Origin of the sequence: Micromonospora wenchangensis (genome assembly GCF_002210435.1) — a bacterium.
In the GTDB taxonomy this organism is placed as follows: domain Bacteria; phylum Actinomycetota; class Actinomycetes; order Mycobacteriales; family Micromonosporaceae; genus Micromonospora; species Micromonospora wenchangensis.
Genome location: NZ_MZMV01000058.1, coordinates 1 through 20,821, shown reverse-complemented (window position 1 = coordinate 20,821; position 20,821 = coordinate 1). Strand labels below are relative to the sequence as shown.

Sequence of the window (20,821 nt, the reverse complement as noted above, 5' to 3'; positions counted from 1 at the left end):
CCGGGGTGGTCCACATCACGGCACACCGGACCCTTCACCCACGGCTGCCGTCCCGGCCGGGGAACGCCCGAGCGTTCATGAATTCTTCTCATGGACGAATCGGAAATGTCATAACTTGACCAGGTGAGCAATCGACCCCTTGCTGCCGCTGGTCGTTCCGTTCCTCTCCTGCGTGCCGGGCTGATCGCCGGCATCGTGCTCGCCGCCGTGGCGTACCCGCTGGCCGCCGTGACCGGCCTGGGCGCCAAGGCCACCGCGCACGCCGTGGAGCACAAGACGAACATCCTGCGGACCGCCCTGCCCGCCGAGACGTCCTACCTCTACGCGCCAGACGGCACGACGATCCTGACGATGTTCTACGAGGAGTACCGGCAGTACACCAAGTTGTCGGACATGTCGCCGAACATCCAGCAGGCCATCGTCGCCGCCGAAGACAACCGCTTCTACCAGCACCGGGGCGTCGACCCGAAGGGCGTCGCGCGCGCCTTCGTGGCCAACACCCGCTCCAGCGGCGTCTCCCAGGGCGCCTCCACCCTGACCATGCAGTACGTCCGGATGGCGCTGCGGGACAGTGCGCAGACGCCGCAGGAGGTCCAGGAGGCCATCCAGCAGACCAGCCTGCGCAAGGTCAAGGAGATGCGGATGGCGCTGGACATCGAGAAGGAGCTGACCAAGGACCAGATCCTGGAGCGCTACCTCAACTCGGCGTACTTCGGTCACCGGGCGTACGGCATCTACGCCGCGGCGCAGATCTTCTTCTCCAAGACCCCGGCCACGCTCACCCCGGTCGAGGCGGCCACCCTCGCCGGCCTGGTCAAGTCCCCCTCCGAGTACGACCCGCTCAGCTCGGACCAGAAGGAGGCCACCGGCCGGCGCAACTACGTGCTCGACAAGATGACCCAGCTCGGCTACCTGTCCCCGGACGCCGCCGCGGTGGCCAAGAGCGAACCCATCCGGACCCGGCCCACCACCCCCGCCAACGACTGCGCCGCGATCCCCGACAAGTACAACACCTGGGGCTTCGCCTGCGACTACGTGAAGAACTGGTGGAGCGCGCAGCCCGCGTTCGGGGAGAACCGGCTGGAACGGATGGACAAGCTGCGCCGGGGCGGCTACCGGATCGTGCTGAGCCTCGACCCCAAGGTGCAGGCCGCCGCCGAGACGAACGTCGGCGCGAAGGACCGCGTCGACAGCCCCTTCGCCAACGGGATCGTGGTCGCCGAACCGGGCACCGGACGGATCAAGGCGATGGCGGTGAACCGCACGTACTCCCTGGACGTCAGCGAGAACGGACCCAGCTCGAACCCCGAGGCCGACCCGAAGATGAAGGCGAACTACCCGAACACGGTCGCCCCGCTGCTCGGCGGCGGCACCCTCCCGGGCTACCAGGCCGGCTCGACGTTCAAGATGTTCCCGATGCTGGCCGCCCTGGACGCCGGGATGCCGCTGTCCACCGCGTTCGACTCGCCCTACCGGTACAAGTCGGCCGTCTACGACGGGTGGGCCCCGTCCAACGCCAGCGCCGCGATGACCGGCCGGCAGACCATGTGGTCCGGGTTCGGCAAGTCGGTGAACACCTACTTCGTCCAGCTGGAGGAGAAGATCGGCGCGGACCGGGGGGTGCACCTCGCCGAGCAGCTCGGCCTGCGCTGGCGTACCGACGTCGACAAGGAGCAGGCGTCGCCGACCAAGGCGAAGAAGTGGGGCGCGTTCACCCTGGGCGTCTCCGACGCCACCCCGCTGGAGATGGCCAACGCGTACGCCGCGATCGCCGCCGACGGGCGCTACTGCGAGGCGATGCCTGTCAACTCGATCACCAACCGGGACGGCACCCCGGCCACCTACAAGACCGCCGGCGGCATCGAACGGGAGGTCGCCAAGCCGCGCTGCCGGCAGGTGGTGAACGCCGACGCCGCCCGTGCCGCCACCGACGCGGCCCGCTGCCCCACCGGCGACACCCCGGCCAAGGGAACCTGCGGCGGCTGGTCGACGGCGGACAGCGTCCGGGGCACGGTGGGCCGCCCGGTGGCCGGCAAGACCGGCACCACGGACAGCACCCGGTCGGCCTGGTTCGTCGGCTACACCCCGGAACTGGCGGCGGCGAGCTTCATCGCCGACCCGGACAACCCGTTCAACGCCGTCGGTGACGGGCAGTCCCAGGTCCCGGTCAACGCGGTCGCCCAGACCCTGCGCGACGGCCTCAAGGGCACCCCGACCCGCCAGTTCACCCCACCATCGGACGCCATCGTCGGCTGAGGCGGGGCCGGTGGGCGCTGGCCGGTCCAGCCGGGGCCGGTCAGGCCGGCGCGGCGACGCCCTCGACCGGCGAGGGCAGCGCCGCCGCCGTCACCAGCCGGGTCGCGATCTCGGGGTACGCCGCCCAGTGCAGGCCGAGCTGGGAGGCGTGCACACCCCGCCAGACGAAGCCCTCGGGCGTGCCGCCCTCCCAACCCCAGGCGGCCCGCTGCCCGGCCCGGGGGGTGAGCACCGCGCCGTGCTGCTTGTAACCCACCACCGTCGCACCGGTACGGGCGACCGCGCTGTCGGACAGTGCGGTCGCCTCCCGGTAGCCGACCACCAGGCCGTCCCGGCTCGCGCCGATCGCGTCCAGCACCCCGCACATCGGCAGCCCGTCCAGTTCCCGGGCCAGCCACAGCAGGCCGGTGCCCTCGGCGATCACCGGACGGCCGGTGCGGGCCAGTTCGGCCACCGCGATGCACAGCCGCCGGTTGGCCGACAGGTCCCGCGCGTACGACTCGGGCAGCGCGCCCCCGACGACCAGCGCGCGGGTGCCGGGGGGCAGCGCCTCGTCGCGCAGCGGGTCGACGGTGACCACCTGGGCACCGGCGGCCCGCAGCAGCTCGGCGGTCTCCGGGAGGCTGTAGCTGCCGCCGGGGCCGCCGGCGAGCGCCACCACCGGCGCGTCGGACACCGGGGCGTCGGACACCGGCGACCAGGCCGGGACGGAGAGCGCCGGGGCGGAACGGGCCAACCCGAGCAGGCGTTCCAGGTCGACCGTCCCGGCGACCGCCTCGCCGAGCCGGCGCACCGCCCGGGACGCCTCGGCGTCGCGGCCGAGGACCGGCACCACGCCGTGCCGGCGGGCGGGCAGCACCGGGGGCAGTTCGTGCCGGCGCAGCGCGCCGTAGACGGGCATCCCGACGTCGTCGAGCGCCTCCCGGAGCATGGCCTCGTGCCGGCCGGAGGCGACCTGGGTGAGGATCACCCCACCCAACCAGAGCTGCTCGTCGTACGAGCGGAAGCCGTGCACCAGGGCGGCCACCGACTGCCCCATCGCCGCCACGTCGATCACCAGCACGACGGGGCTGCGCAGCGCGGTCGCCACGGCGGCCGTGGACTCCGCCTCGGGGCGGCCCGCGACCGAGTCGTACAGCCCCATGGTGCCCTGGACCAGGGCCAACGCGGCACCCTGCGCGCCGTACGCGAAGAGGGGCCCGAGCCGGTCGCCGCCGGTCAGCCGGGGGTCGAGGGTACGGCCGGGACGGCCGGCGGCCAGGCCGAGGTAGGCGGCGTCGACGTGGTCCGGGCCGACCTTGAACCCGGCGACGTCGAGCCCCCGGTCGGCGAGGGCGGCGAGCAGACCGACGGACAGCGCGTTGGTGCCGTGGCCGGAGGACGGCGCGCTGAACACGAGGCGCGGCACGGAGGTCATCGTCGACTCCTCGGTGGCGACGGGCGGTGGCTCGCGGACGGCCGGGAGGAACACCGGCGGTGATCCGCAGGCGTGACCATACCCGCCCCCGGCGACAGGTGGAGACCGCCGATGCGCACACCGTACGGGCCGGTGCCGGGCCGTCGCGCAGGGTGGCGTCGGTCATACGGGTAGCCTCGTGCTGTGTACCGGTTCCTGCTGACCCCACGCTGGCTGGGCATCCTCGCGCTGACCCTGGCCGCCGCCGCCGTCATGGTGCTGCTGGGCAACTGGCAACTGGACCGCTACCGGGAACGTACCGCCGTCAACGAACGGATCGACGCCGGCACCGCCGGCACCCCCGCGCCGCTGCGGTCGACGCTGCCGGCCCCCACCGGCGGCGCGGGCACCGTCGGCGCGGCCCCCGCCGCGCAGGCCGAGTGGAGCAGGGTCACCGCCACCGGCCGGTACGACGCCGCGAACGTCATCCTGGTCCGGGGCCGGACGGTGGAGAGCCGGGTCGGCTTCGAGGTGCTCGCCCCGCTGGTGCTCGACGACGGTACGGCCGTGCTGGTCGACCGGGGCTGGGTTCCCCCGGCACCCGGCGGCGCGCTGGCCATGCCCGAGGTGCCGGCGCTGCCGACCGGTCAGGTGACCGTCGTCGGCCGGGTGCACCCCACCGAGACCGGCGGCAACGGCGTGGACCGGCGCGACGGCCGGTTGGAGACCCGCCGGGTGACCGTGGACAAGCTGGCCCGGGAACTGCCGTACCCGCTGCACGGGGCGTACCTGCTGCTCGACGAGCAGACCCCGGCGAACGACCCGGCGTTCCGGGCGGTGCCGATCGGGCACACGAACAACTGGCAGAACTTCGGCTACGTCGTCCAGTGGTGGTTGTTCGCCGTGATGACGCTCTTCGGCTACGGCTGGGTGGCCCGGCGGGAGGCCCGACGGGCCGCCGGCCTGGACGCGCCGAAGCCTCCGGTGGACCGGGCCGCCGAACCGGCCCCCTCCGCCTGACCGCCCGGCCCCGGCACCAGTCGGGCGGTGCCCCATCGTGGGTGCGTGTCCTTTCGAGCTGATGACGTCATGCCATCAACCGGTCGAGTGCCGGAGCCACCCGGCCGGGGCGACTGGCGGTGGCCGCACCGGGCCCTCGGCGGGCCGCCGTACCCCCGCGTCGGAACCGCGCCGGGACGCGCGGCGACGCCTGACGCTGTATGGTCCGCAGGATGTTCAACGCGCGTGAGGTGTCGCGGTGACCTCCGACCCCGCCCCGTCGTACCCGTCCGATCCGCCCGCCCCGTCCGGTCCGCCCACGCAGGCGAGCCCCGCCTACGATCCCTGGGCTCCGTCGCCGGACGTGCCCCAGCCCCCGGCGGCGTTCCCCGCGCCCCCGGCGGCCTTCCCGGCGGCACCGGCGCAGCAGACACCTCCCACCGCGCCGTTACCGGCCACGCCTCCCCCGGCGGCACCGGCCGACCCCTCCACCCCGTCGGCGGCCGGGCAGTACCCGACGCCACCGGCACCGTTCTCCGGCCCACCGGCCCAGTTCTCGGCACCGCCCGCCCAGTTCTCGGCACCACCGGCCCAGTTCTCGGCCCCGCCCGCCCAGTTCTCCACGCCGCCGGCACCGTTCCCGGCACCGGCCGGGGTAGACCCGTACGCCGCGCCGGTGGGCCAGCCGGGGCCGTACCCGCCGCAGTTCACCCCGCCGTTGCCGGGGGCGGCGGGTGGTCAGCAGCCGGCGGCGGTGCAGATCGGCGAGATCATGGTGAATCCGCCCATGATCCACACCCCGGCCGGGGTGCTGCCCCTGGCCGGTGCCACCTGGTACGTGACCGACCACTGGCAGCGGGAGGAGAAGATCGCCAGTTGGGCGATCGTCTGCGCCATCCTCGGCTTCTTCTGCCTCACCATCTTCAGCCTGCTCTTCCTGCTGATCAAGGAGACCCGCTACCACGGCACCGTGCAGGTGACGGTGACCAGCGGCGGCCACCAGTACGTGGCCCGCATCCCGGTGGTCGACCAGGGGCAGGTGCAGCAGATCAACAACCAGGTCAACTACGCCCGTTCGCTGTCCGTGGTCTGACCGGCCGTTCCGCCGGGGTGGCTCAGTCGGTGGGTCGTCCGGCGTGCAACGCCCGGACCGTGTCGATGGTGTCCGCCTCGGCGGCCGACTTGTCGTCGCGGTAGCGCAGCACCCGGGCGAACCGGAGCGCCACCCCGCCCGGGTAGCGGGTGCTGGCGAGCACCCCGTCGAAGGCGATCTCGACCACCTGCTCGGGGCGGACCCGCACCACCCAGTCGCCGCGCTCCACGGCCAGCCCGAGGAAGCGTTCGGTCTGCCAGCGCAGCAGGTCGTCGGTGAGGCCCTTGAAGGTCTTGCCGAGCATCACGAACTCGCCGGTGCGCGGGTCGCGGGCACCGAGGTGGAGGTTGGACAGCCACCCCTCCCGCCGGCCGCTGCCCCACTCGACCGCCAGCACGACCAGGTCGAGGGTGTGCCGGGGCTTGACCTTGACCCAGGCGGTGCCCCGTCGACCGGCGTCGTAGGGCGCGTCCGGCGACTTGACCACCACCCCCTCCTGACCGGCGTCGATCGCGGCGGCGAACACCGCACCGGCCTGCTCGGGGTCCTCCACCTCGGCCCGGCCGACCAGCAACGACCCGTCGACCACGTCGGCGAGCCGGGCCCACCGCTGCCGGCCCGGCAGATCGATCAGGTCGTCGCCGTCGAGGTGCAGCAGGTCGAAGAAGTACGGCGTGAGCGCGGTCGCCTCGGCCAGCGGGGCCACGTCGGCCGCACCGCTGGCGGAGGTGACCCCGGTCGCGGCGGTGGTGGCCCGGCGGGCCGCCCGGCTGGAGGTCTGCGGGAACGGCAGCGGACGGCCGGCGGTGTCCAACCCGATCGCCTCGCCGTCGAGCACCACGTCACGGACCGGCAGGGCGCGTACGGCGGCGACCACCCCGGGCAGCCGGGCGGTGATCTCGTCGAGGCTGCGGGTGAAGACCGCGACGTCGTCGCCGGAGCGGTGTACCTGGATGCGGATGCCGTCGAGTTTGACGTCGACCACCGCCGGCACCCCGGTGGCCTGGAGCGCGGCGTCGACCGAGGGGGCGCTCTGGGCCAGCATCGGCGCGAGCGGGCGGCCCACCCGGAGCCCGAACCCGGCCAGCGCGGCGGCCCCGCCGGTGCGGGCGGCGAGCGCGACGGCCCGCAGGTCACCGGCGAGCAGCAGGGCGCGACGGACCGCCGTCACCGGGACCTCGGCGGCCTTGGCGACGGCGTCGGCGAGCAGGCCCGCCTGGGCACCCTGGCGCAGCTCGCCACGGAAGAGGTCGACCAGCAGCCGCTGCTCGTCGGCGGTGGCGGCACCGAGGAGGGCGGCGAGCAGGTGCCGGCGGCGGGCCTGGGAACCCGGGCCGTGCACGGCGGCGATTTCGTCGATCGCCGCGTCGACGGCGGTCACCGTCAGGGTCGGCTCGGCGGCCGGCGGCGGCAGGTCACGCAGGCTGGCCCAGCCCACGCCGGTCTGCCGCTGGCGCAGCTCACCGGCGAGGTAGCCGGAGCCGACCGACACCTCGGACAGGTCGAGCGCCCGCAGCGCGTCGGCCAGCAGCTCCACCTTGGCCCGCCGGCCGGTGGTGGCCGCGACGGCCGCGGAGGTGGCTGCCAGGTCGAGGAACCGCACGCACCTCATCCTGCCAGCCACCCCCGACATCGCCCGGGTATTGCCGTACCCGGGCCGTCCCGATCCGGCCGTCCTCCCCAGTGGTGCCGGGTGTGACCACCCGGTGCCACGGCTCAGACCGAGACGGGCTCCTCGATGCGCAGCCCACGGGCGCGGACGCCGTCGGCGACCCGGGACAGCACGCCGTCCAGGGCGACCAGCACGGCCGAGAGCTCGCCGAGCTGTTCCTTGAGCGTGTCCTCGGGCCACGCGGAGACGTCGACGTCCCCCAGAGCGCTCACGGCGGCTTCCAGCCGCGTCATCACGTCGTTCGTACGCATGTTCGAAAGGCTATACCAGGCGAGCGTACGACACGCCGCAAACCCCGACATCGACCCCGACGTTATGGTTCCGCGACCTAACCGGCCCGTCGCCCCTAACCGGTCCGTCGCCCCTAACCCGCCTGTCGTCCCTGCCCGGCCACGTTCGCCAGCAGCAACGCCTCGGCCAGGCAGACCCGGGCGAACTCGCCGAGGTGCAGGCTCTCGTTGGGGCCGTGCGCCCGCGCATGCGGGTCCTCCACCCCGGTCACCAGGATCGCCGCCTGCGGGAACATCTCCTGGAAGGTGGCGATGAACGGGATCGAACCCCCGACGCCGATGTCCACCGGCTCGGTGCCGTCCCAGGCGGCCCGGAAGGCGGCGCGGGCGGCGTCGAACATCGGCCCCGACGCGTCGATGACACACGGGTCGCCGTCGTGCTCCAGGGTCACCGTCACCCGGGCACCCCACGGCGCGTGCCGCTCCAGGTGGGTACGCACCGCGTCGTACGCCCGCTTGGGATCGTCGCCCGGCGCCAGCCGTACGCTCAGCTTGGCCTTCGCCGCCGGAACCAGCGCGTTGGGCGCCTCGCCGGTGGCCGGGGCGTCGATGCCGAGCACCGCCACCGCCGGTCGGGTCCACAGGCGCTCGGTGATCCGGCCGGTGCCGATCAGCGCGACCCCCTCGACCAGCCCGGCCTCGGCCCGGAACCGGTCCTCCGGGTAGTCGACTTCGGCCCCCGCCCGGCCGGTCAGGCCCTCGACGGCCACGTCCCCGGCGTCGTCGTGCAGGGTCGCCAGCAGGCGGACCAGCGCGGTCAACGCGTCCGGCACGGCACCGCCGAACATGCCGCTGTGCACCGCGTGGTCCAGGGTGCGCAGCTCGACGAACAGGTTGACCACGCCGCGCAGCGAGGTGGTCAGGGCCGGCACGCCCACGTCCCAGTTGGTGGAGTCGGCGATCACGATGACGTCCGAGGCGATCTCCTCGCGGTGCTCGGTGAGCAGCCGCTCCAGCGAGTCCGAGCCGTACTCCTCCTCGCCCTCGATGAACAGCACCACGCCGACCGGGAGCTGGTCGCCGAAGGCGCGCAGGGCGGCGACGTGCGCCATGATGCCGGCCTTGTCGTCGGCCGCGCCGCGCCCGTAGAGGCGGCCGTCCCGCTCGACCGGCTCGAACGGCTCGGACTCCCACAGCGACAGGTCGCCGACGGGCTGCACGTCGTGGTGGGCGTACATGAGCACGGTGGGTGCGCCGGGCGGGGCGGGCTTCGTCCCGATCACGGCGGGCTGCCCGCCCGACCGCACGATCCGCACGTCGAGACCGCAGCCGCGCAGCAACTCGGCGACCGCCTCGGCGGAGCGCTCGACGTGCGAGTGGTCGAACCCCTCGAACGCGATGCCGGGGATGCGGACGAGACGTTCCAGGTCGGCACGGACCCCGGGCAGTTCCCGCGCGACGGCGGCCCGTACCTCGGACTCGGACATGATCGGTGAGGTCATGACCGGCATCGTATGCCGGCCTTACCGTGAGCCACCCGGCGAGCCGGAACCCGCGGTCGGGCCGGACCGGCGACCGGCCGTAGCCGCCGGCCCGACGGCCGGGCCGGGAGCACCGGCGGGTGCCGGGCGGCGGACGTAGTAGTGGTCCCGGTCGTGCGGCAGGGTCGGTGCCCCGTCGATCACCAGGTCGACCGCGTCGGCGGTCCGGTCGGCGGCGAAGTGGGCCGCCTCACCCGCGTGCCAGCGCCGCAGTTCCGCCAGCAGGTGCGCGCCGTCGCGGTCCAGCGCGCGTCGCAACCGCACCGGCTCCGGCGCGGTGACCTGCACCGACAGGGTCAGCTCCGGGCGGATCGCCGCCCGCGCGGCGCTCACCCCCTCCAGCAGCAGCACCGGCGCGACCGGCACCGGCACCTCACGGGGCAGGAATGCCCGGCGCACCCAGCTGTACCGCCGGTAGGAACCCGGTCGTCCGTCCCGCAGCGGGGTGAGCACCCGTTCCTCCAGCCGGGTCCAGAAGGTGAACTGGTCGTCCCAGCCGTCGAGCAGGTCGTCGGTGTGCACCACCGGTGGCCGTCCGCCGTCGGGCAGGCCGGCCAGGGCGTCCGCGAGGCGCGCGGTGAAGGCGCTCTTGCCCGCGCCGCTGGGCCCGTCGACGGCCACCAGTCGGGTACGCCCCAACCGCGCCGGCCCGGCGAGCACCCGCCGGGCCAGCGTCGCGTACGCCTCGACCAGGGCCACCGTCACACCGGTGACGCTAGTGGGTGTCCCCCGTGAGCCTGGTTCCGCCGTGGGGAGTCCGGTTCGTCGGGCGGCTCGGTGGGTGCCGGGGCATGATCTGGACGTGCTCAATGACGTGATGAGTCCCGGTGTGGACGCCCTGCTGGAACAGGCCCGGGCCGGGCTGCGCCGGTTGAGTCCTCACCAGACGGTCGAGGCGGTACGGGCGGGTGCGCTGCTGGTCGACACGCGTACCGAGGGGCAACGCCGGGAACAGGGGGAACTGCCCGGCGCGATCGTCATCGACCGGACGGTGCTGGAGTGGCGGCTGGACCCGGCCAGCGAGTGGCGCATCCCCGAGGCGACCGGCTACGACCGGGAGATCGTGGTGGCCTGCCGGCACGGTTACAGCTCCAGTCTGGCGGCGGCGAGCCTGCAGGCGTTGGGCCTGCGCAACGCCACCGACATGACCGGCGGCGTGCAGGGGTGGCTGGAGGCCGGGTTGCCGCTGTCCGACCAGCCCGCCGACGTGCGCCGCTGACGACCGGCCCGACGACGGCCCGATCGACCCGCCTGGCCCGGAACCGGGCCGGGGCCGGGCTGGCCGGATGGTCAGGTCGTGGGTGGTGCGCCGGGTGGGATGAACGGCAGGTCGGCGGGGGCACCGGTCTCGATGAGCCGCCACAGCGCGGCGGTGTCGAGGTGCTCCTCGACCAGGTCGCCGAGCAGGTCGAGGGAGCGTTCGCGGGCGGCGTCGAAACTGGTGCCCGGTGCGACGGTGAAGCCGTGTCGACCGGCCGACCGGGCCACCTCGGTCAGGAACCGGCGGCGGAACTCGTCGGATTCGAACGCGCCGTGCCAGTGGGTGCCGTGCACCGCGCCGAGCCGCGCACCCTCGGGCCGGCCGTCGGCGTGGTGCAGCAGCGGCGGCAGGTCCGCGTCGGCGGTGGAGACGTACCCGTGGTGGATCTCGTAGCCGCGTACCGGGACGTCCGGCACGGCGGTGCCGACGGCGGGACGGACGGTCTTGACCGGGTCGAAGGTGATCTCGATGGGGAGCAGGCCCAGCCCGGGGACGCTGCCCCGGCGGCTCTCCACCGGGTCGTGGATGGCCGTCGCCAGCATCTGGAAGCCGCCGCAGATGCCCAGCAGTGGCCGGCCGGCGGCGGCGTGCGCGGTGACCGCGTCGGCGAGCCCGGTCTCCCGCAGCCAGGCCAGGTCGGCGACGGTGGACTTCGAGCCGGGCAGGACGACCAGGTCGGCGGCGGCCAGCTCGGCGGGCTCGACGGTGAGCCGGACCCGCACACCCGGTTCGGTGGCGAGGGCCTCCACGTCGGTGGCGTTGCTGATCCGGGGCAGTCGGACCACGGCGATGTCGAGCCAGTCGGTGCCGTGCGGGGCGGCGGGCCGGCCGAGCACCCGGCCGTAGGCGAGCGAGTCTTCCGCGTCGAGCCACAGGTCGAGGTGCCAGGGCAGCACCCCGTAGGTGGGCCGGCCGGTCACCCGGTGCAGCATGTCGAGCCCGGGGCGGAGCAGCCCGAGATCACCCCGGAACTTGTTGATCACGAAGCCGGCGACCAGCGCCTGGTCGGCGGGGTCGAGCAGGGCCACCGTGCCGAACATCGAGGCGAACACGCCGCCCCGGTCGATGTCGCCGACCACGATCGTGGGGAGACCGGCGTGCCGGGCGAGCCCCATGTTGACGTAGTCGCCGGCCCGCAGGTTGATCTCGGCGGGGCTGCCCGCGCCCTCGCAGATCACCACGTCGTACGTCGTCCGCAGCTCGGCCAGGGCCGCGTACGCCGTCTCGGCGAGCTTCGGACGCAGGGCCCGGAAGTTGCCGGCGGTGACCGTGTCGACGGCCTCGCCGAGCAGCACCACCTGACTGGCCAGGTCGCTGCCGGGCTTGAGCAGCACCGGGTTGAACCGCAGGTCGGGGACGAGACCGCAGGCGGCGGCCTGCATCGCCTGGGCGCGCCCGATCTCGCCGCCCCGCCCGTCCGGGCCGACCACCACGGCGGAGTTGTTGGACATGTTCTGCGCCTTGAACGGGGCCACGGCGACGCCGGCCCGGTGCAGCCACCGGCAGATGCCGGCGGTAAGCACGCTCTTGCCCGCGTCGGAGGTGGTCCCCGCGACGAGCAGCCCGCCGCTCACCGGCCACGCCCCCGGTCACCGACCCCGGCGGCCCGGCCACGCCCGGCCGCCGCTACCGACCATCCGGTGAGCCGACGCAGCGGGCGACCGCACAGCGCGCCACCGGCGGCGGCGACCAGCCGACCCCCGGTCGTCGGCCAGGTCGCAGCCAGCGCGAGGGCGGCCAGCCCGACCGTGCCGGAGAGCCGGGCGGCCCGCTTGAGGTGCCGCGCCTCGGGGCGTGGGCCGTCGCCGAGGAACGGTCGCACCTCGGACCGCCCGAAGTAGACGTTGCGGCCGCCGAGCCGCACGCCCAGCGCACCGGCCATGGCCGCCTCGCACTGCCCGGCGTTGGGGCTGGGGTGGTCGTTGCGGTCCCGACGCCAGACCTGCCAGGCCCGCTCCCGGTCGCCGTGCACGGTGGGCGCGGCGGCCACGGTGAGCAGCCCGGTCAGTCGGGCCGGCAGCAGGTTGAGCAGGTCGTCGAGCCGGGCGGCCGGGGTGCCGAACCGGGCGTAGCGCGGTGAACGGTGGCCGACCATCGCGTCGAGGGTGTTGGCCGCCCGGTAGCCGAGCAGGCCGGGCAGCCCGGCCAGAGCACCCCAGACCAGCGGCGCGACGACCGCGTCGGAGGTGTTCTCGGCGACCGACTCGACGGTGGCGCGGGCCAACTCGCCCTCGTCGAGCCGGGACGGGTCCCGACCGCAGAGGTGCCCGAGCCGGTGCCGGGCCGCCGGCAGGTCACCGGCGCGCAGGGCCGAGCCCATCACCGTCGCCTCGTGGCGCAGGGTCCGCCCGCCGAGCACCGTCCAGGTGCCGGCAGCCACGGCCAGGGCGCGGGCCACCGGGTGCCGCCGGGTGGCCCGGCTGACCGCCGCCCCGAGCAGCACCGGCCCGCCCACCGCGACGGCGGTGAACAACGCTCCCGCCCGCCGGTCGGCGCGGTAGACCCGCCGTTCCAGGGCACCTGCGGCCCGGCCGAAGCCGGCCACCGGATGCCAACGCCGAGGATCGCCGAGGAGGCTGTCCAGCGCGTACCCGGCCACCAGCCCGACCGTGTCCGCCGTCGCTGTGCGTCGCCCCACCCGTCACCACCTCCGGCCGGCCAGCCTAGTCGTACGGCGGGGTGACCACGTCGCCGTCGCCACCCCGCCCCCGTCCGTACGAACCGGCACCCGTGTCCCTTCCCCGGCACGGGTTCCGGGCGCGCCCACACCCGGTGCGGGCACCCATGGGCGATCTCAGGCCGGCACCGGCACCCGCCCCCGGCCACGCCGGCTCCGGCCCGCCGGACCGAGCGCCACCTCGCCCGGGGTCGGGACGACACCGCCCTCCGCGCCGGCCGCCCCCTCGTCGCCCGGAGCGTCCTCCTCCGCCGCCCGGTTCCCGCCGCCCGGACCGCCCTCGTCGCCCGGCCGGTCCCCGCTGCCCGACGGCATCGCCGGGTGGTCGTCGGGCAGCGGGACCGGGTCGTCGTCGGGTTCGTCGTCGAACGGGTCGGCCGGCGGGACGTACCCGCTGCCGGACAGGTCATGGCCGGCGCGCGGGAGACCGAAGCCGGACAGGTCGAAGTCGTCGTCGAGCGGACGGTCGTCCGGCCCGGCGGGCACCTGGTCGGCCGGCACCGGCTCGGTCGGCTCGCCGTGCACCCGCTGGGCCGCCGCCGCGTCCTCCACCGCGCTGGTGGCCATGCTCGGCCGGTTGCGCAGGAAGCGGGAGCGGCCCCGGGACAGGTCGTGCCCGACCGCGACCGCCTCCAACTCGTAGAGCACCCGGTGGTTGCCGGCGTCGTCGGTCCAGTCACGGGTGTAGAGCCGTCCCGCGACCACCACCGGGTCGCCGACCATGACCGAGGCGGCCACTCCCTCGGCCAGCTTGCGCCAGCAGTTGACCCGGACGCGCAGACTGTTGCCGTCCACCCACCGGCCGCTGTCCCGGTTGAGGCGGCGGGCGGTCGAGGCCACCTTGAAGTTGGCGACCAGGGTGTTGCTCTGCGCCGTACGACGCCACTCCGGCGCGGTCAGCACGTTGCCGACGATCGTGACGTAGGTATCGAACATCGTCCCCTCCCAGGGGCCTGTGGATGTGATGGCGAGTCGACTCGGGACCGAGCCTGGCCGGCACGGCACGGCGACGCGAGGCCCCGACCCTCGTCCTGTGGACAACCGGAGCGCCTGTGGACGACCACCTGATCAAGGTCCCGGTGTGCTAGGCCATCAGGCCCTGGGTGGCCCGACCGGCCGGGGTGAGGATCAGGGGGCAGGGCCGACCCCACCCCTCGGGACCCGGAGTGAGGTCGACCCCGGCTGGGTAAAGAGTTGATCACCCAGGCACCACCAGGCACGACGTCCGACGAGAAAGGCAACGCTGATGATTCGGACCCCGTTGCGTACGACCGGCTCCGTCCGCACCGAGCGGGAGGTGCGGCGATGAGCGCGGTGGCGAACCCGGCGACCGTGGCCGAGTGCCTGCGGATGGGCGCGGGCTTCTCCCAGGGCGACCGGAACTGGATCGTCGAGCAGTTCGGCACCCTGGACGCCCGGCTGGCCGCCTTCCATGCCGACGCCACCGAGCTGGAGGTGTCGGTCAAGGACCGGGAGGCGCGCGGGCAGAAGGTCACCCTGGAGTGCTGGATCGCTGGCCGGCAGAAGATCGTCACCACGTCGAGCGAGGAGGACCTGCGGGCCGCCCTCAACGACGCCCGGGACGACCTGCGCCGCAAGCTCAACGACGCCAAGACCAAGCAGGAGCCCCGGCACAACAAGCACATCCGGGAGATGGCCCAGCCCACCCCCGCGCCGGAGCTCGACGCCGACGGCAACCTCGACCGGGTGGACGCCGAGACCGCCTGACCGGCCACCGGGCCGTTCCCTTCCCACCGGAGGGAACGGCCCGGCGCGGGGCTGCCCGCCACCGAACGGCCCGCGCCGACGCCGTCCACCACGCCGGCCACCCCGGGGGGCTACCGCCCGGTAGCCTGCGGGCGTAGCGTCGCGGTCGTGGAACAGGACGTGCTGGGGCCGCCGTACGAGCGGCAGACGATCGACCTGGGCACCGACGACGAGGGTCCGGTGGTCGCGACGCTGGTCCGGCGGCGCGCCGACCGCCCCACCGGCCGGGCGGTGCTCTACGTGCACGGCTTCGTCGACTACTTCTTCCAGACCCACCTGGCCGACTTCTACGTCGAGCGTGGCTGGGACTTCTACGCCCTCGACCTGCGCAAGTACGGCCGCAGCCTGCTACCCCACCAGACCCCGAACTTCTGCCGCGACCTGAGCGACTACTTCCCGGAGCTGGACGCCGCCGCGAAGATCATCCAAGACGAGGACGGGCACGACACCCTGCTCGCCATGGGCCACTCCACCGGCGGCCTGATCATCTCGCTGTGGGCACACGCCCGCCGCGACGCCGCAGCGGTCGACGGGCTCGTCCTGAACAGCCCCTTCTTCGACCTCAACGCCCCATGGCTGGTCCGTCGACCCCTCGCGGCCGCCGTCTCCCGGCTGGGCCGCCGCGCGCCGCACCGCATCCTCCCCTTCGGCCTGGGCACCGTGTACGGCGAGAGCCTGCACGCCGACCATCGCGGCGAGTGGACGTACGACCTGGCCTGGAAGCCGCTCGCCGGGTTCCCCGTCCGGGCGGGCTGGCTGGCCGCGATCCGCACCGCCCAGCGGCAACTCCGCGCCGGCCTGGACATTCCCGTCCCCGTGCTGGTGGCCTGCTCGACGAGGAGTTTCCGGGGCACCCGCTGGCAGGACTCGGCGGCCCTGGCCGACGCGGTGCTGGACGTGGAGCACATGGTCCGATGGGCGCCCCGGCTCGGCCGGCACGTGACCGTGGCCCGCTTCGACGGCGGCAAGCACGACCTGGTCCTCTCCGGCCCCGCCGTACGCGAGCGGGTCTTCACCGAGGTCGGCCGGTGGGCCGAAGCGTTCCTCGGTGCCGGCCCGACGCCTCCCGCCTCCCCCGGGCCGCCCCATCCCGCCTCCTCCACTCCGGCCCCTCCCGCCTCCTCCACTCCGACGGCCGGGACCGTGCCCCAGCCCCGCCCCGCCCACTCCCCATGATCGACTCACCTGAGCCGACGTAGCGGCATTCGACTTCGGGCTCGACCCATCTGAGCCGATGTAGCGGTAATCGGCAGGCGGGGACACCGCCACATCGCCACCCTTGAGTCGATCAAGCCGCCTGGGCAGGCAGGGCGGCGGTGATCGGGAGGCGGAGGGACCGTCAGGAGGCGGGCAGGACGGCGAGCACGCGGTCGAGCGTCGCCACCGGGTGTCCGCCTCCGGACACGTCGTTGCTGGGCGCGTCGTGGTTGGGCGTGTCGTGGTTGGGCGCTTCGTCGCTGGGCGCGTCGTCGGCGGGCAGGAGCACGCCGAGGCAGCGCAGGCCGACCTCCCCGGCGGCGTCGGGACGTACCCCGAAGACGGGAGCTCCGACGTAGCCGGCGGGGAGCGCGGCGGCGATCCGCAGCCGGTCGCCGTCGCGGACGGCCCGCTCGACGGCGACCTCCAACGGTCGGCTGCCGTCGTCGCCGACGCCGAGCGCCAGCACGATCGCGGTGACCGGCCCGGCACCCAACGCGTCGAGATCGTCCGCCGTCACGGCGACCGCGGCGGGCACCGGCTGCACCCGCCACCGCCAGCCCCGCCCGGCGGCGTACCCGTGCAGCTCGCCGGTGGGCAGGGCCGCCACGCCGAGCCGCGCGTCCCGACTCCAGCCCGCCGGAAGATCCGCCAGCGGCAGCGACGCACCCGCCACACCGGCCGGCTCGGTGACACTGGGCCGCAGGCCGAGCCGCTGCGCCCGCCCGGCGACCACGTCAGCGGTGAGCAGGAACTCGCCTGCCGGATGGCCGAGGAAGAAGGCGGTGCCCGGGTCGCCGGCCGTGTCGACCGGCAGGATGGCCCGGCCCAGGAGCTGGCACAGCTCGTAGGCGACCTCGTCTTCGGCGTCGGGTTCCAGCAGCACGGACCCGAGGGTACGGCCCGCCGCGCCGGACGGAAGAGGGGTGCCCGGATCGGGGGTGCCGTGGGACGCTGATCACGCGTGTCCGGATGCGACCCGTTCCGCCGTACGACGGGGGGTCGGCGGTACCCTCTTGGCGCGACACGTACGCCGCGCGCCCGTAGCTCAGCGGATAGAGCAGGGGACTTCTAATCCCAAGGCCGCAGGTTCGAATCCTGCCGGGCGCACCCACGCCGACCACCACACCGGTCCACCAACCCATCCCACCAAACGTGACGGATCGCTCACGGCAGGTTACCGGCGGGTGGGCAAGCGTATATCCAGGACCTGGGAATGACCTTCTTCACCGTCCATCAACATTGATCCATGTCACGCAGCTCGTTTGGATGGACACGCACCGTCAACCGACGGTGTCCACCACCAACCGAGGAGCATCCTTGCCCCGGTCCCCGTTCCGGACCCGACGGCCGCGCACCCTGACCGCCGTCGCCGCCGCCACCCTGGCCACCGCCCTAGCGGTGCTCTCCGCCCCGACCGCCGCCCTGGCCTGGGGCCCCGGCACCGAGCCGGCCCAGCCGTACGCGCAGCCGAGCATGCCCACGGTGCCCAAGCGCGGCTGCCAGTCCACCGTCGCCAACCCGGCCGCACCGACCGGCGCCACCCCCGCCGTCCAGGTGATCTACGCCTGGCACGACGGCGTCGGCAACAACTACGAGGCCAACGTCGAGTACATCGCCAAGGTGGTGGACCGGATCGACTGGGCGCTCGACGAGTCGACCAACTACGACCAGCACTACAACTTCAGCTGCCGTACGGGCTACGACACCAGCACGTACGCCGGCTACGCCCGCGCCCTGGTCGTGCCGGAGAAGATCGACGCCGGGGCGAACCCGAACACCCCCGCCAGCACGGTCCGCAGTGACCTGGTTTCCGCCGGATACCAGGACAGCAACCGGATCTACCTGGTGTTCACCGATTTCGCGTCGAACTCCGACGCCTACCAGTGTCCGTCCGGCGGTAACTCCAGCGGCGTGCACTGCTCGGCGGTGACCGAGTCGTGGACGACAGGCGTCGCCGGCCACGAGTTGCTGCACGTGCTCGGCGCGGGGCACGCCTGGATGGCCGAGACGGGGGCCTCCTACGTGCCGGACATCATGTACGGCTGGTGGGACAACTGGAACACCGATCCGGGGTTCCGCAGCTACTACGACCCGAGTGAGCTGTCGGCCAGCTTCTACATCGACCCGAGCCCGTCGACGGCGAAGGTGAACGTGGCGAACCACCCGATGCTGACCGCCCCGGTCTGCTGCGACGTGGGCGCGAACAACGACCTGCTCACCGCCGAGCAGCGTACGGTCGAGGCCGCCACCCCGGGCAGCAGCACGTCGACGTTCACCACGTCGGGCGGCTGGCACCAGGTGACGCCCGCCTGTGGCATCTCGACGAACTCCTGCACCTACTTCGACGGTCGCCGGTCGGTCCAGCTCAACACCTACACCGGGCCGTCCAACACGTCGTCGATCTCGCTGACGAACCGGGCAACGGTCACCGCCGGCCGGACGTACAAGCTGTTCACCCGGTTGCGCAGTGGCACGGCGGTGAACACGCAGCTCCAGCTCGCCTGGTACAACTCGGGTGGCACCCTGTTGTCGACTAGCACCGGAGCGACCGACACGCTCGCCAGCAACTGGCTGGAGTACCGGACGACGGCCACCGCACCGGCGAACGCGGCCAGCGTGCGGATCACCGTGAACGTGCCGGCGCAGTCCACCACCGGCAACCAGGCCATCAACCTGGACAGCCTCCAGCTCAACGACTGCACGGCGAACACCGCCGGCACCTGCCGCTACGACACCTGAGCCACCGGCGTGGTGCGGGCGGACGAGGACCGCCCGCACCACGCCCGGCCCGCCCGCTCCCCCTCCGGCCGGCCAACGAGCCCCGATGGCCCGCCGACGACACAGGACCGACACCCGACGGTCCGGCCGGCCGGCCACGTAACCCGACGACAGGCCGACGCCACCCGCCGGGGCGGCACACCGGCGCGGGCCGTTCACCGCTGCGGCAGACGCAGGCCGGCGAGGACGAGGGTGATCACACCGTCCGCGTCGGGCCGGTAGGCCGGGTGGCCGTAGGCCGCGCAGATGCCCTGGAGGGCCATCATGACCGCGCCGGCCCCCACGTCGTCGCGGATCTTCCCGGCCCGGACGGCGGCGGCCAGCAGGTCGGTGACGGCCCGGCCGAGGGCTTCGGCGCCTTCGGCGAGCGCGCCGGAGCGGGCGGCCATCAGCGTGGACAGGGTCCGGGCGAGGCCCTCGTGGTCGTGCAGGTGGGCCACGAATCCCCGCAGGAACGACTCCAGCGCCTCGTCGGCGGACAGGGTGGTCTGCGCCTCGCGGGCCCGGTCGCACATGGCGGCGAGTTCTTCCCGGTAGACCGCCTCGGCCAGGGCTTCCCGGGTGGGGAAGTGCCGGTAGAGCGTGCCGGTGCCGACCCCGGCCAGCTTGGCGAAGTCGTCGAAGCGCAGGTCGTAGCGACCCTCGGCGAACAGTTCGCGGGCCTTGGCGAGCAGGGCGTCGCGGTTGCGGCGGGCGTCGGCGCGCAGCGGCTTGGCGTCGGTCATGTGGGGGCCTCGCGTTGACAAGTGGAGACTGTCTCCATATTTTGAAAGTGGAGATGGTCTCCAATTGTAGCTCCCGAGGTGCGCGTGAAGATCTTGATGTTCGGCCGTGGCGTGATCAGCGCGACGTACGGGTGGGCCCTGGAACGGGCGGGCCACCACGTGGAGTTCTACGTCCGCCCGGGGCGGGCGGCGGCGTACGGGGAGGCGATCGACCTCGACCTGCTCGACGCCCGGCGGCGGCCGTGGGGTCGGCGGGTCGCCGGGACCTGGCCGGTGCGCTACCGCGAATCGTTGGAGCCGGACCACGACTTCGACCTGATCGTGCTGAGCGTGCAGCACTACAACTTCGCCGAGGCGGCCGCCTTCCTCGGTCCCCGGGTGGGCGGGGCCACGGTGCTCGTCTTCAACAACCTGTGGGTGGAGCCGCTGACCGCGACCGCCGACCTCCCGGCCGACCAGCTGGCCTGGGGCTTCCCCGGGGCCGGCGGCGGTTTCGGCGACGACGGCGTGCTGCGCGCGTCCCTGCTGCCCGTGGTCTTCCTCGGCACGCTCGACCGGCCGCCGACCGGGCGCGAACAGGCCGTGCGCGAGGTGTTCCGGGCGGCCGGGTTCCGGGTCCGGGAGAACGACGACTTCCGGGGCTGGCTGTCGGTCCACTTCGCCCAGAACGCCGGCCTGCACACCCAGAGCCTGCGGCGGGGCACACTGTCCGCCCTGACCACCGGTGACCTCCGCGAGGCGATCCTCGCCACCCGCGAGCTGCTACCGCTGGTCGAGGCGCGCGGCGTCGACCTGCGGCGGCACCGCGCCGAGCTGTTCCCCTTCACCGCACCCGTCTGGCTGGCGGCACCGGCGATGTCCCTGCTGCTCAACCGCTTCCCACCGATGCGCCGGGTGACGGCAGCCCACGCCAACCCCGAGGAGCTGCGCGCGGTCTGCCGCGACACCCTGGCCGAGGCACGCCGGCTGGGCATCCGGGTCCCCCGGCTGGAGGCGGCCGAACCCTACTTCGCCGCCACCACGACGCCCTGACTCCCGTCACCCGCCGCCGGCCGCACCCCGTCCGCCCGCCGGCCGGCGCTCGGGCGACGCACCCGCCGCACCCCGCTCACCGCCCGCCGGCCGACGCGCAGGCGACGCACCCGCCGCACCCCGTCCACCGGCCGCCGGCGGCACCCCCGCGGGCCGGGGCACCCGCCGCATGTTCGGCGTCGCCCCCGCCCGGC

17 protein-coding genes, 1 tRNA gene and 1 pseudogene are annotated in these 20,821 nt (G+C 74.0%); 9 read left to right on the top strand and 10 right to left on the bottom strand.

Annotation, left to right across the window (positions count from 1 at the left end; all coding sequences use genetic code 11):
- Positions 1-123 precede the first annotated feature (123 nt).
- Positions 124-2,256, top strand: a complete 2,133-nt coding sequence (locus tag B5D80_RS26020; RefSeq protein WP_088646581.1) for a transglycosylase domain-containing protein — start codon at positions 124-126, stop codon at positions 2,254-2,256.
- Positions 2,257-2,296: 40 nt separating this feature from the next.
- Here the strand turns inward: B5D80_RS26020 and B5D80_RS26015 are convergent, their stop codons facing one another.
- Positions 2,297-3,673 (bottom strand): cobyrinic acid a,c-diamide synthase CobB, encoded by a 1,377-nt coding sequence (locus B5D80_RS26015; protein ID WP_088646600.1) that lies wholly within the window; start codon positions 3,671-3,673, stop codon positions 2,297-2,299.
- Between the two features lie 183 nt (positions 3,674-3,856).
- Here B5D80_RS26015 and B5D80_RS26010 point away from each other — a divergent pair, with 183 nt between their 5' ends.
- Positions 3,857-4,672, top strand: a complete 816-nt coding sequence (locus tag B5D80_RS26010; protein WP_088646580.1) for an SURF1 family cytochrome oxidase biogenesis protein — start codon at positions 3,857-3,859, stop codon at positions 4,670-4,672.
- A gap of 238 nt (positions 4,673-4,910) precedes the next feature.
- Complete coding sequence (locus tag B5D80_RS26005; protein ID WP_245854987.1) at positions 4,911-5,744, top strand: hypothetical protein; 834 nt, start codon at positions 4,911-4,913, stop codon at positions 5,742-5,744.
- A gap of 22 nt (positions 5,745-5,766) precedes the next feature.
- On the opposite strand, the gene B5D80_RS26000 is transcribed toward B5D80_RS26005, so the two are convergent.
- From B5D80_RS26000 to B5D80_RS25985, 4 genes and pseudogenes are all read right to left on the bottom strand, one after another.
- Positions 5,767-7,356, bottom strand: a complete 1,590-nt coding sequence (locus tag B5D80_RS26000) for an ATP-dependent DNA ligase (protein ID WP_245854986.1) — start codon at positions 7,354-7,356, stop codon at positions 5,767-5,769.
- A gap of 104 nt (positions 7,357-7,460) precedes the next feature.
- Positions 7,461-7,667 (bottom strand): hypothetical protein, encoded by a 207-nt coding sequence (locus B5D80_RS25995; protein WP_088646578.1) that lies wholly within the window; start codon positions 7,665-7,667, stop codon positions 7,461-7,463.
- A gap of 113 nt (positions 7,668-7,780) precedes the next feature.
- A complete protein-coding gene (locus tag B5D80_RS25990; RefSeq protein ID WP_169733113.1) occupies positions 7,781-9,133 on the bottom strand; it encodes a dipeptidase in 1,353 nt (450 codons plus the stop codon).
- A gap of 129 nt (positions 9,134-9,262) precedes the next feature.
- Positions 9,263-10,070 (bottom strand): annotated as a pseudogene (locus tag B5D80_RS25985) (uridine kinase family protein); the annotation flags it as partial.
- On the opposite strand from B5D80_RS25985, the gene B5D80_RS25980 reads away from it, so the two are divergent.
- Positions 10,005-10,406 carry a rhodanese-like domain-containing protein gene (locus B5D80_RS25980; RefSeq protein ID WP_088646576.1) on the top strand — a complete coding sequence of 134 codons (402 nt, stop codon included), beginning with the start codon at positions 10,005-10,007 and terminating at the stop codon, positions 10,404-10,406. The pseudogene B5D80_RS25985 and the gene B5D80_RS25980 sit on opposite strands and share 66 nt — an antisense overlap.
- Before the next feature lie 71 nt (positions 10,407-10,477).
- Here the strand turns inward: B5D80_RS25980 and B5D80_RS25975 are convergent, their stop codons facing one another.
- The 3 genes from B5D80_RS25975 to ssb all read right to left on the bottom strand — a co-directional run bounded on the left by B5D80_RS25975 (position 10,478) and on the right by ssb (position 14,061).
- Entirely contained in the window at positions 10,478-12,022 is a 1,545-nt protein-coding gene (locus B5D80_RS25975) for a cobyric acid synthase (protein WP_088646575.1), read from the bottom strand.
- Positions 12,019-13,086, bottom strand: a complete 1,068-nt coding sequence (locus tag B5D80_RS25970; protein ID WP_088646574.1) for a cobalamin biosynthesis protein — start codon at positions 13,084-13,086, stop codon at positions 12,019-12,021. The genes B5D80_RS25975 and B5D80_RS25970 overlap by 4 nt, the downstream gene beginning before the upstream one ends.
- A gap of 156 nt (positions 13,087-13,242) precedes the next feature.
- Positions 13,243-14,061, bottom strand: coding sequence for a single-stranded DNA-binding protein (ssb, locus tag B5D80_RS25965; protein WP_088646573.1), 819 nt, complete (start codon positions 14,059-14,061; stop codon positions 13,243-13,245).
- Positions 14,062-14,430: 369 nt separating this feature from the next.
- Here ssb and B5D80_RS25960 point away from each other — a divergent pair, with 369 nt between their 5' ends.
- Positions 14,431-14,853: an HPF/RaiA family ribosome-associated protein gene (locus tag B5D80_RS25960; RefSeq protein ID WP_088646572.1), complete on the top strand. Its 423-nt coding sequence runs from the start codon at positions 14,431-14,433 to the stop codon at positions 14,851-14,853.
- 147 nt (positions 14,854-15,000) lie between these two features.
- Positions 15,001-16,068 carry an alpha/beta hydrolase gene (locus B5D80_RS25955; protein ID WP_169733111.1) on the top strand — a complete coding sequence of 356 codons (1,068 nt, stop codon included), beginning with the start codon at positions 15,001-15,003 and terminating at the stop codon, positions 16,066-16,068.
- A gap of 163 nt (positions 16,069-16,231) precedes the next feature.
- On the opposite strand, the gene B5D80_RS25950 is transcribed toward B5D80_RS25955, so the two are convergent.
- Positions 16,232-16,975, bottom strand: coding sequence for a hypothetical protein (locus B5D80_RS25950; protein WP_088646571.1), 744 nt, complete (start codon positions 16,973-16,975; stop codon positions 16,232-16,234).
- 151 nt (positions 16,976-17,126) lie between these two features.
- On the opposite strand from B5D80_RS25950, the gene B5D80_RS25945 reads away from it, so the two are divergent.
- Both B5D80_RS25945 and B5D80_RS25940 read left to right on the top strand, forming a co-directional pair.
- Positions 17,127-17,199, top strand: a tRNA-Arg gene (locus B5D80_RS25945).
- A gap of 210 nt (positions 17,200-17,409) precedes the next feature.
- Positions 17,410-18,831, top strand: coding sequence for a hypothetical protein (locus tag B5D80_RS25940; protein WP_088646570.1), 1,422 nt, complete (start codon positions 17,410-17,412; stop codon positions 18,829-18,831).
- 194 nt (positions 18,832-19,025) lie between these two features.
- On the opposite strand, the gene B5D80_RS25935 is transcribed toward B5D80_RS25940, so the two are convergent.
- Complete coding sequence (locus B5D80_RS25935; RefSeq protein ID WP_088646569.1) at positions 19,026-19,595, bottom strand: TetR/AcrR family transcriptional regulator; 570 nt, start codon at positions 19,593-19,595, stop codon at positions 19,026-19,028.
- Positions 19,596-19,679: 84 nt separating this feature from the next.
- Here B5D80_RS25935 and B5D80_RS25930 point away from each other — a divergent pair, with 84 nt between their 5' ends.
- Complete coding sequence (locus tag B5D80_RS25930; protein WP_088646568.1) at positions 19,680-20,627, top strand: ketopantoate reductase family protein; 948 nt, start codon at positions 19,680-19,682, stop codon at positions 20,625-20,627.
- The last annotated feature ends 194 nt before the right edge of the window (positions 20,628-20,821 follow it).

Coding starts and splice junctions, on each gene's coding strand:
- B5D80_RS25960 (WP_088646572.1), top strand. CDS start 14,431: ATGAGCGCGGTGGCGAACCCGGCGACCGTGGCCGAGTGCCTGCGGATG.
- B5D80_RS26000 (WP_245854986.1), bottom strand. CDS start 7,356: ATGAGGTGCGTGCGGTTCCTCGACCTGGCAGCCACCTCCGCGGCCGTC.
- ssb (WP_088646573.1), bottom strand. CDS start 14,061: ATGTTCGATACCTACGTCACGATCGTCGGCAACGTGCTGACCGCGCCG.
- B5D80_RS25980 (WP_088646576.1), top strand. CDS start 10,005: ATGAGTCCCGGTGTGGACGCCCTGCTGGAACAGGCCCGGGCCGGGCTG.
- B5D80_RS25990 (WP_169733113.1), bottom strand. CDS start 9,133: ATGTCCGAGTCCGAGGTACGGGCCGCCGTCGCGCGGGAACTGCCCGGG.
- B5D80_RS25995 (WP_088646578.1), bottom strand. CDS start 7,667: ATGCGTACGAACGACGTGATGACGCGGCTGGAAGCCGCCGTGAGCGCT.
- B5D80_RS25935 (WP_088646569.1), bottom strand. CDS start 19,595: ATGACCGACGCCAAGCCGCTGCGCGCCGACGCCCGCCGCAACCGCGAC.
- B5D80_RS26015 (WP_088646600.1), bottom strand. CDS start 3,673: ATGACCTCCGTGCCGCGCCTCGTGTTCAGCGCGCCGTCCTCCGGCCAC.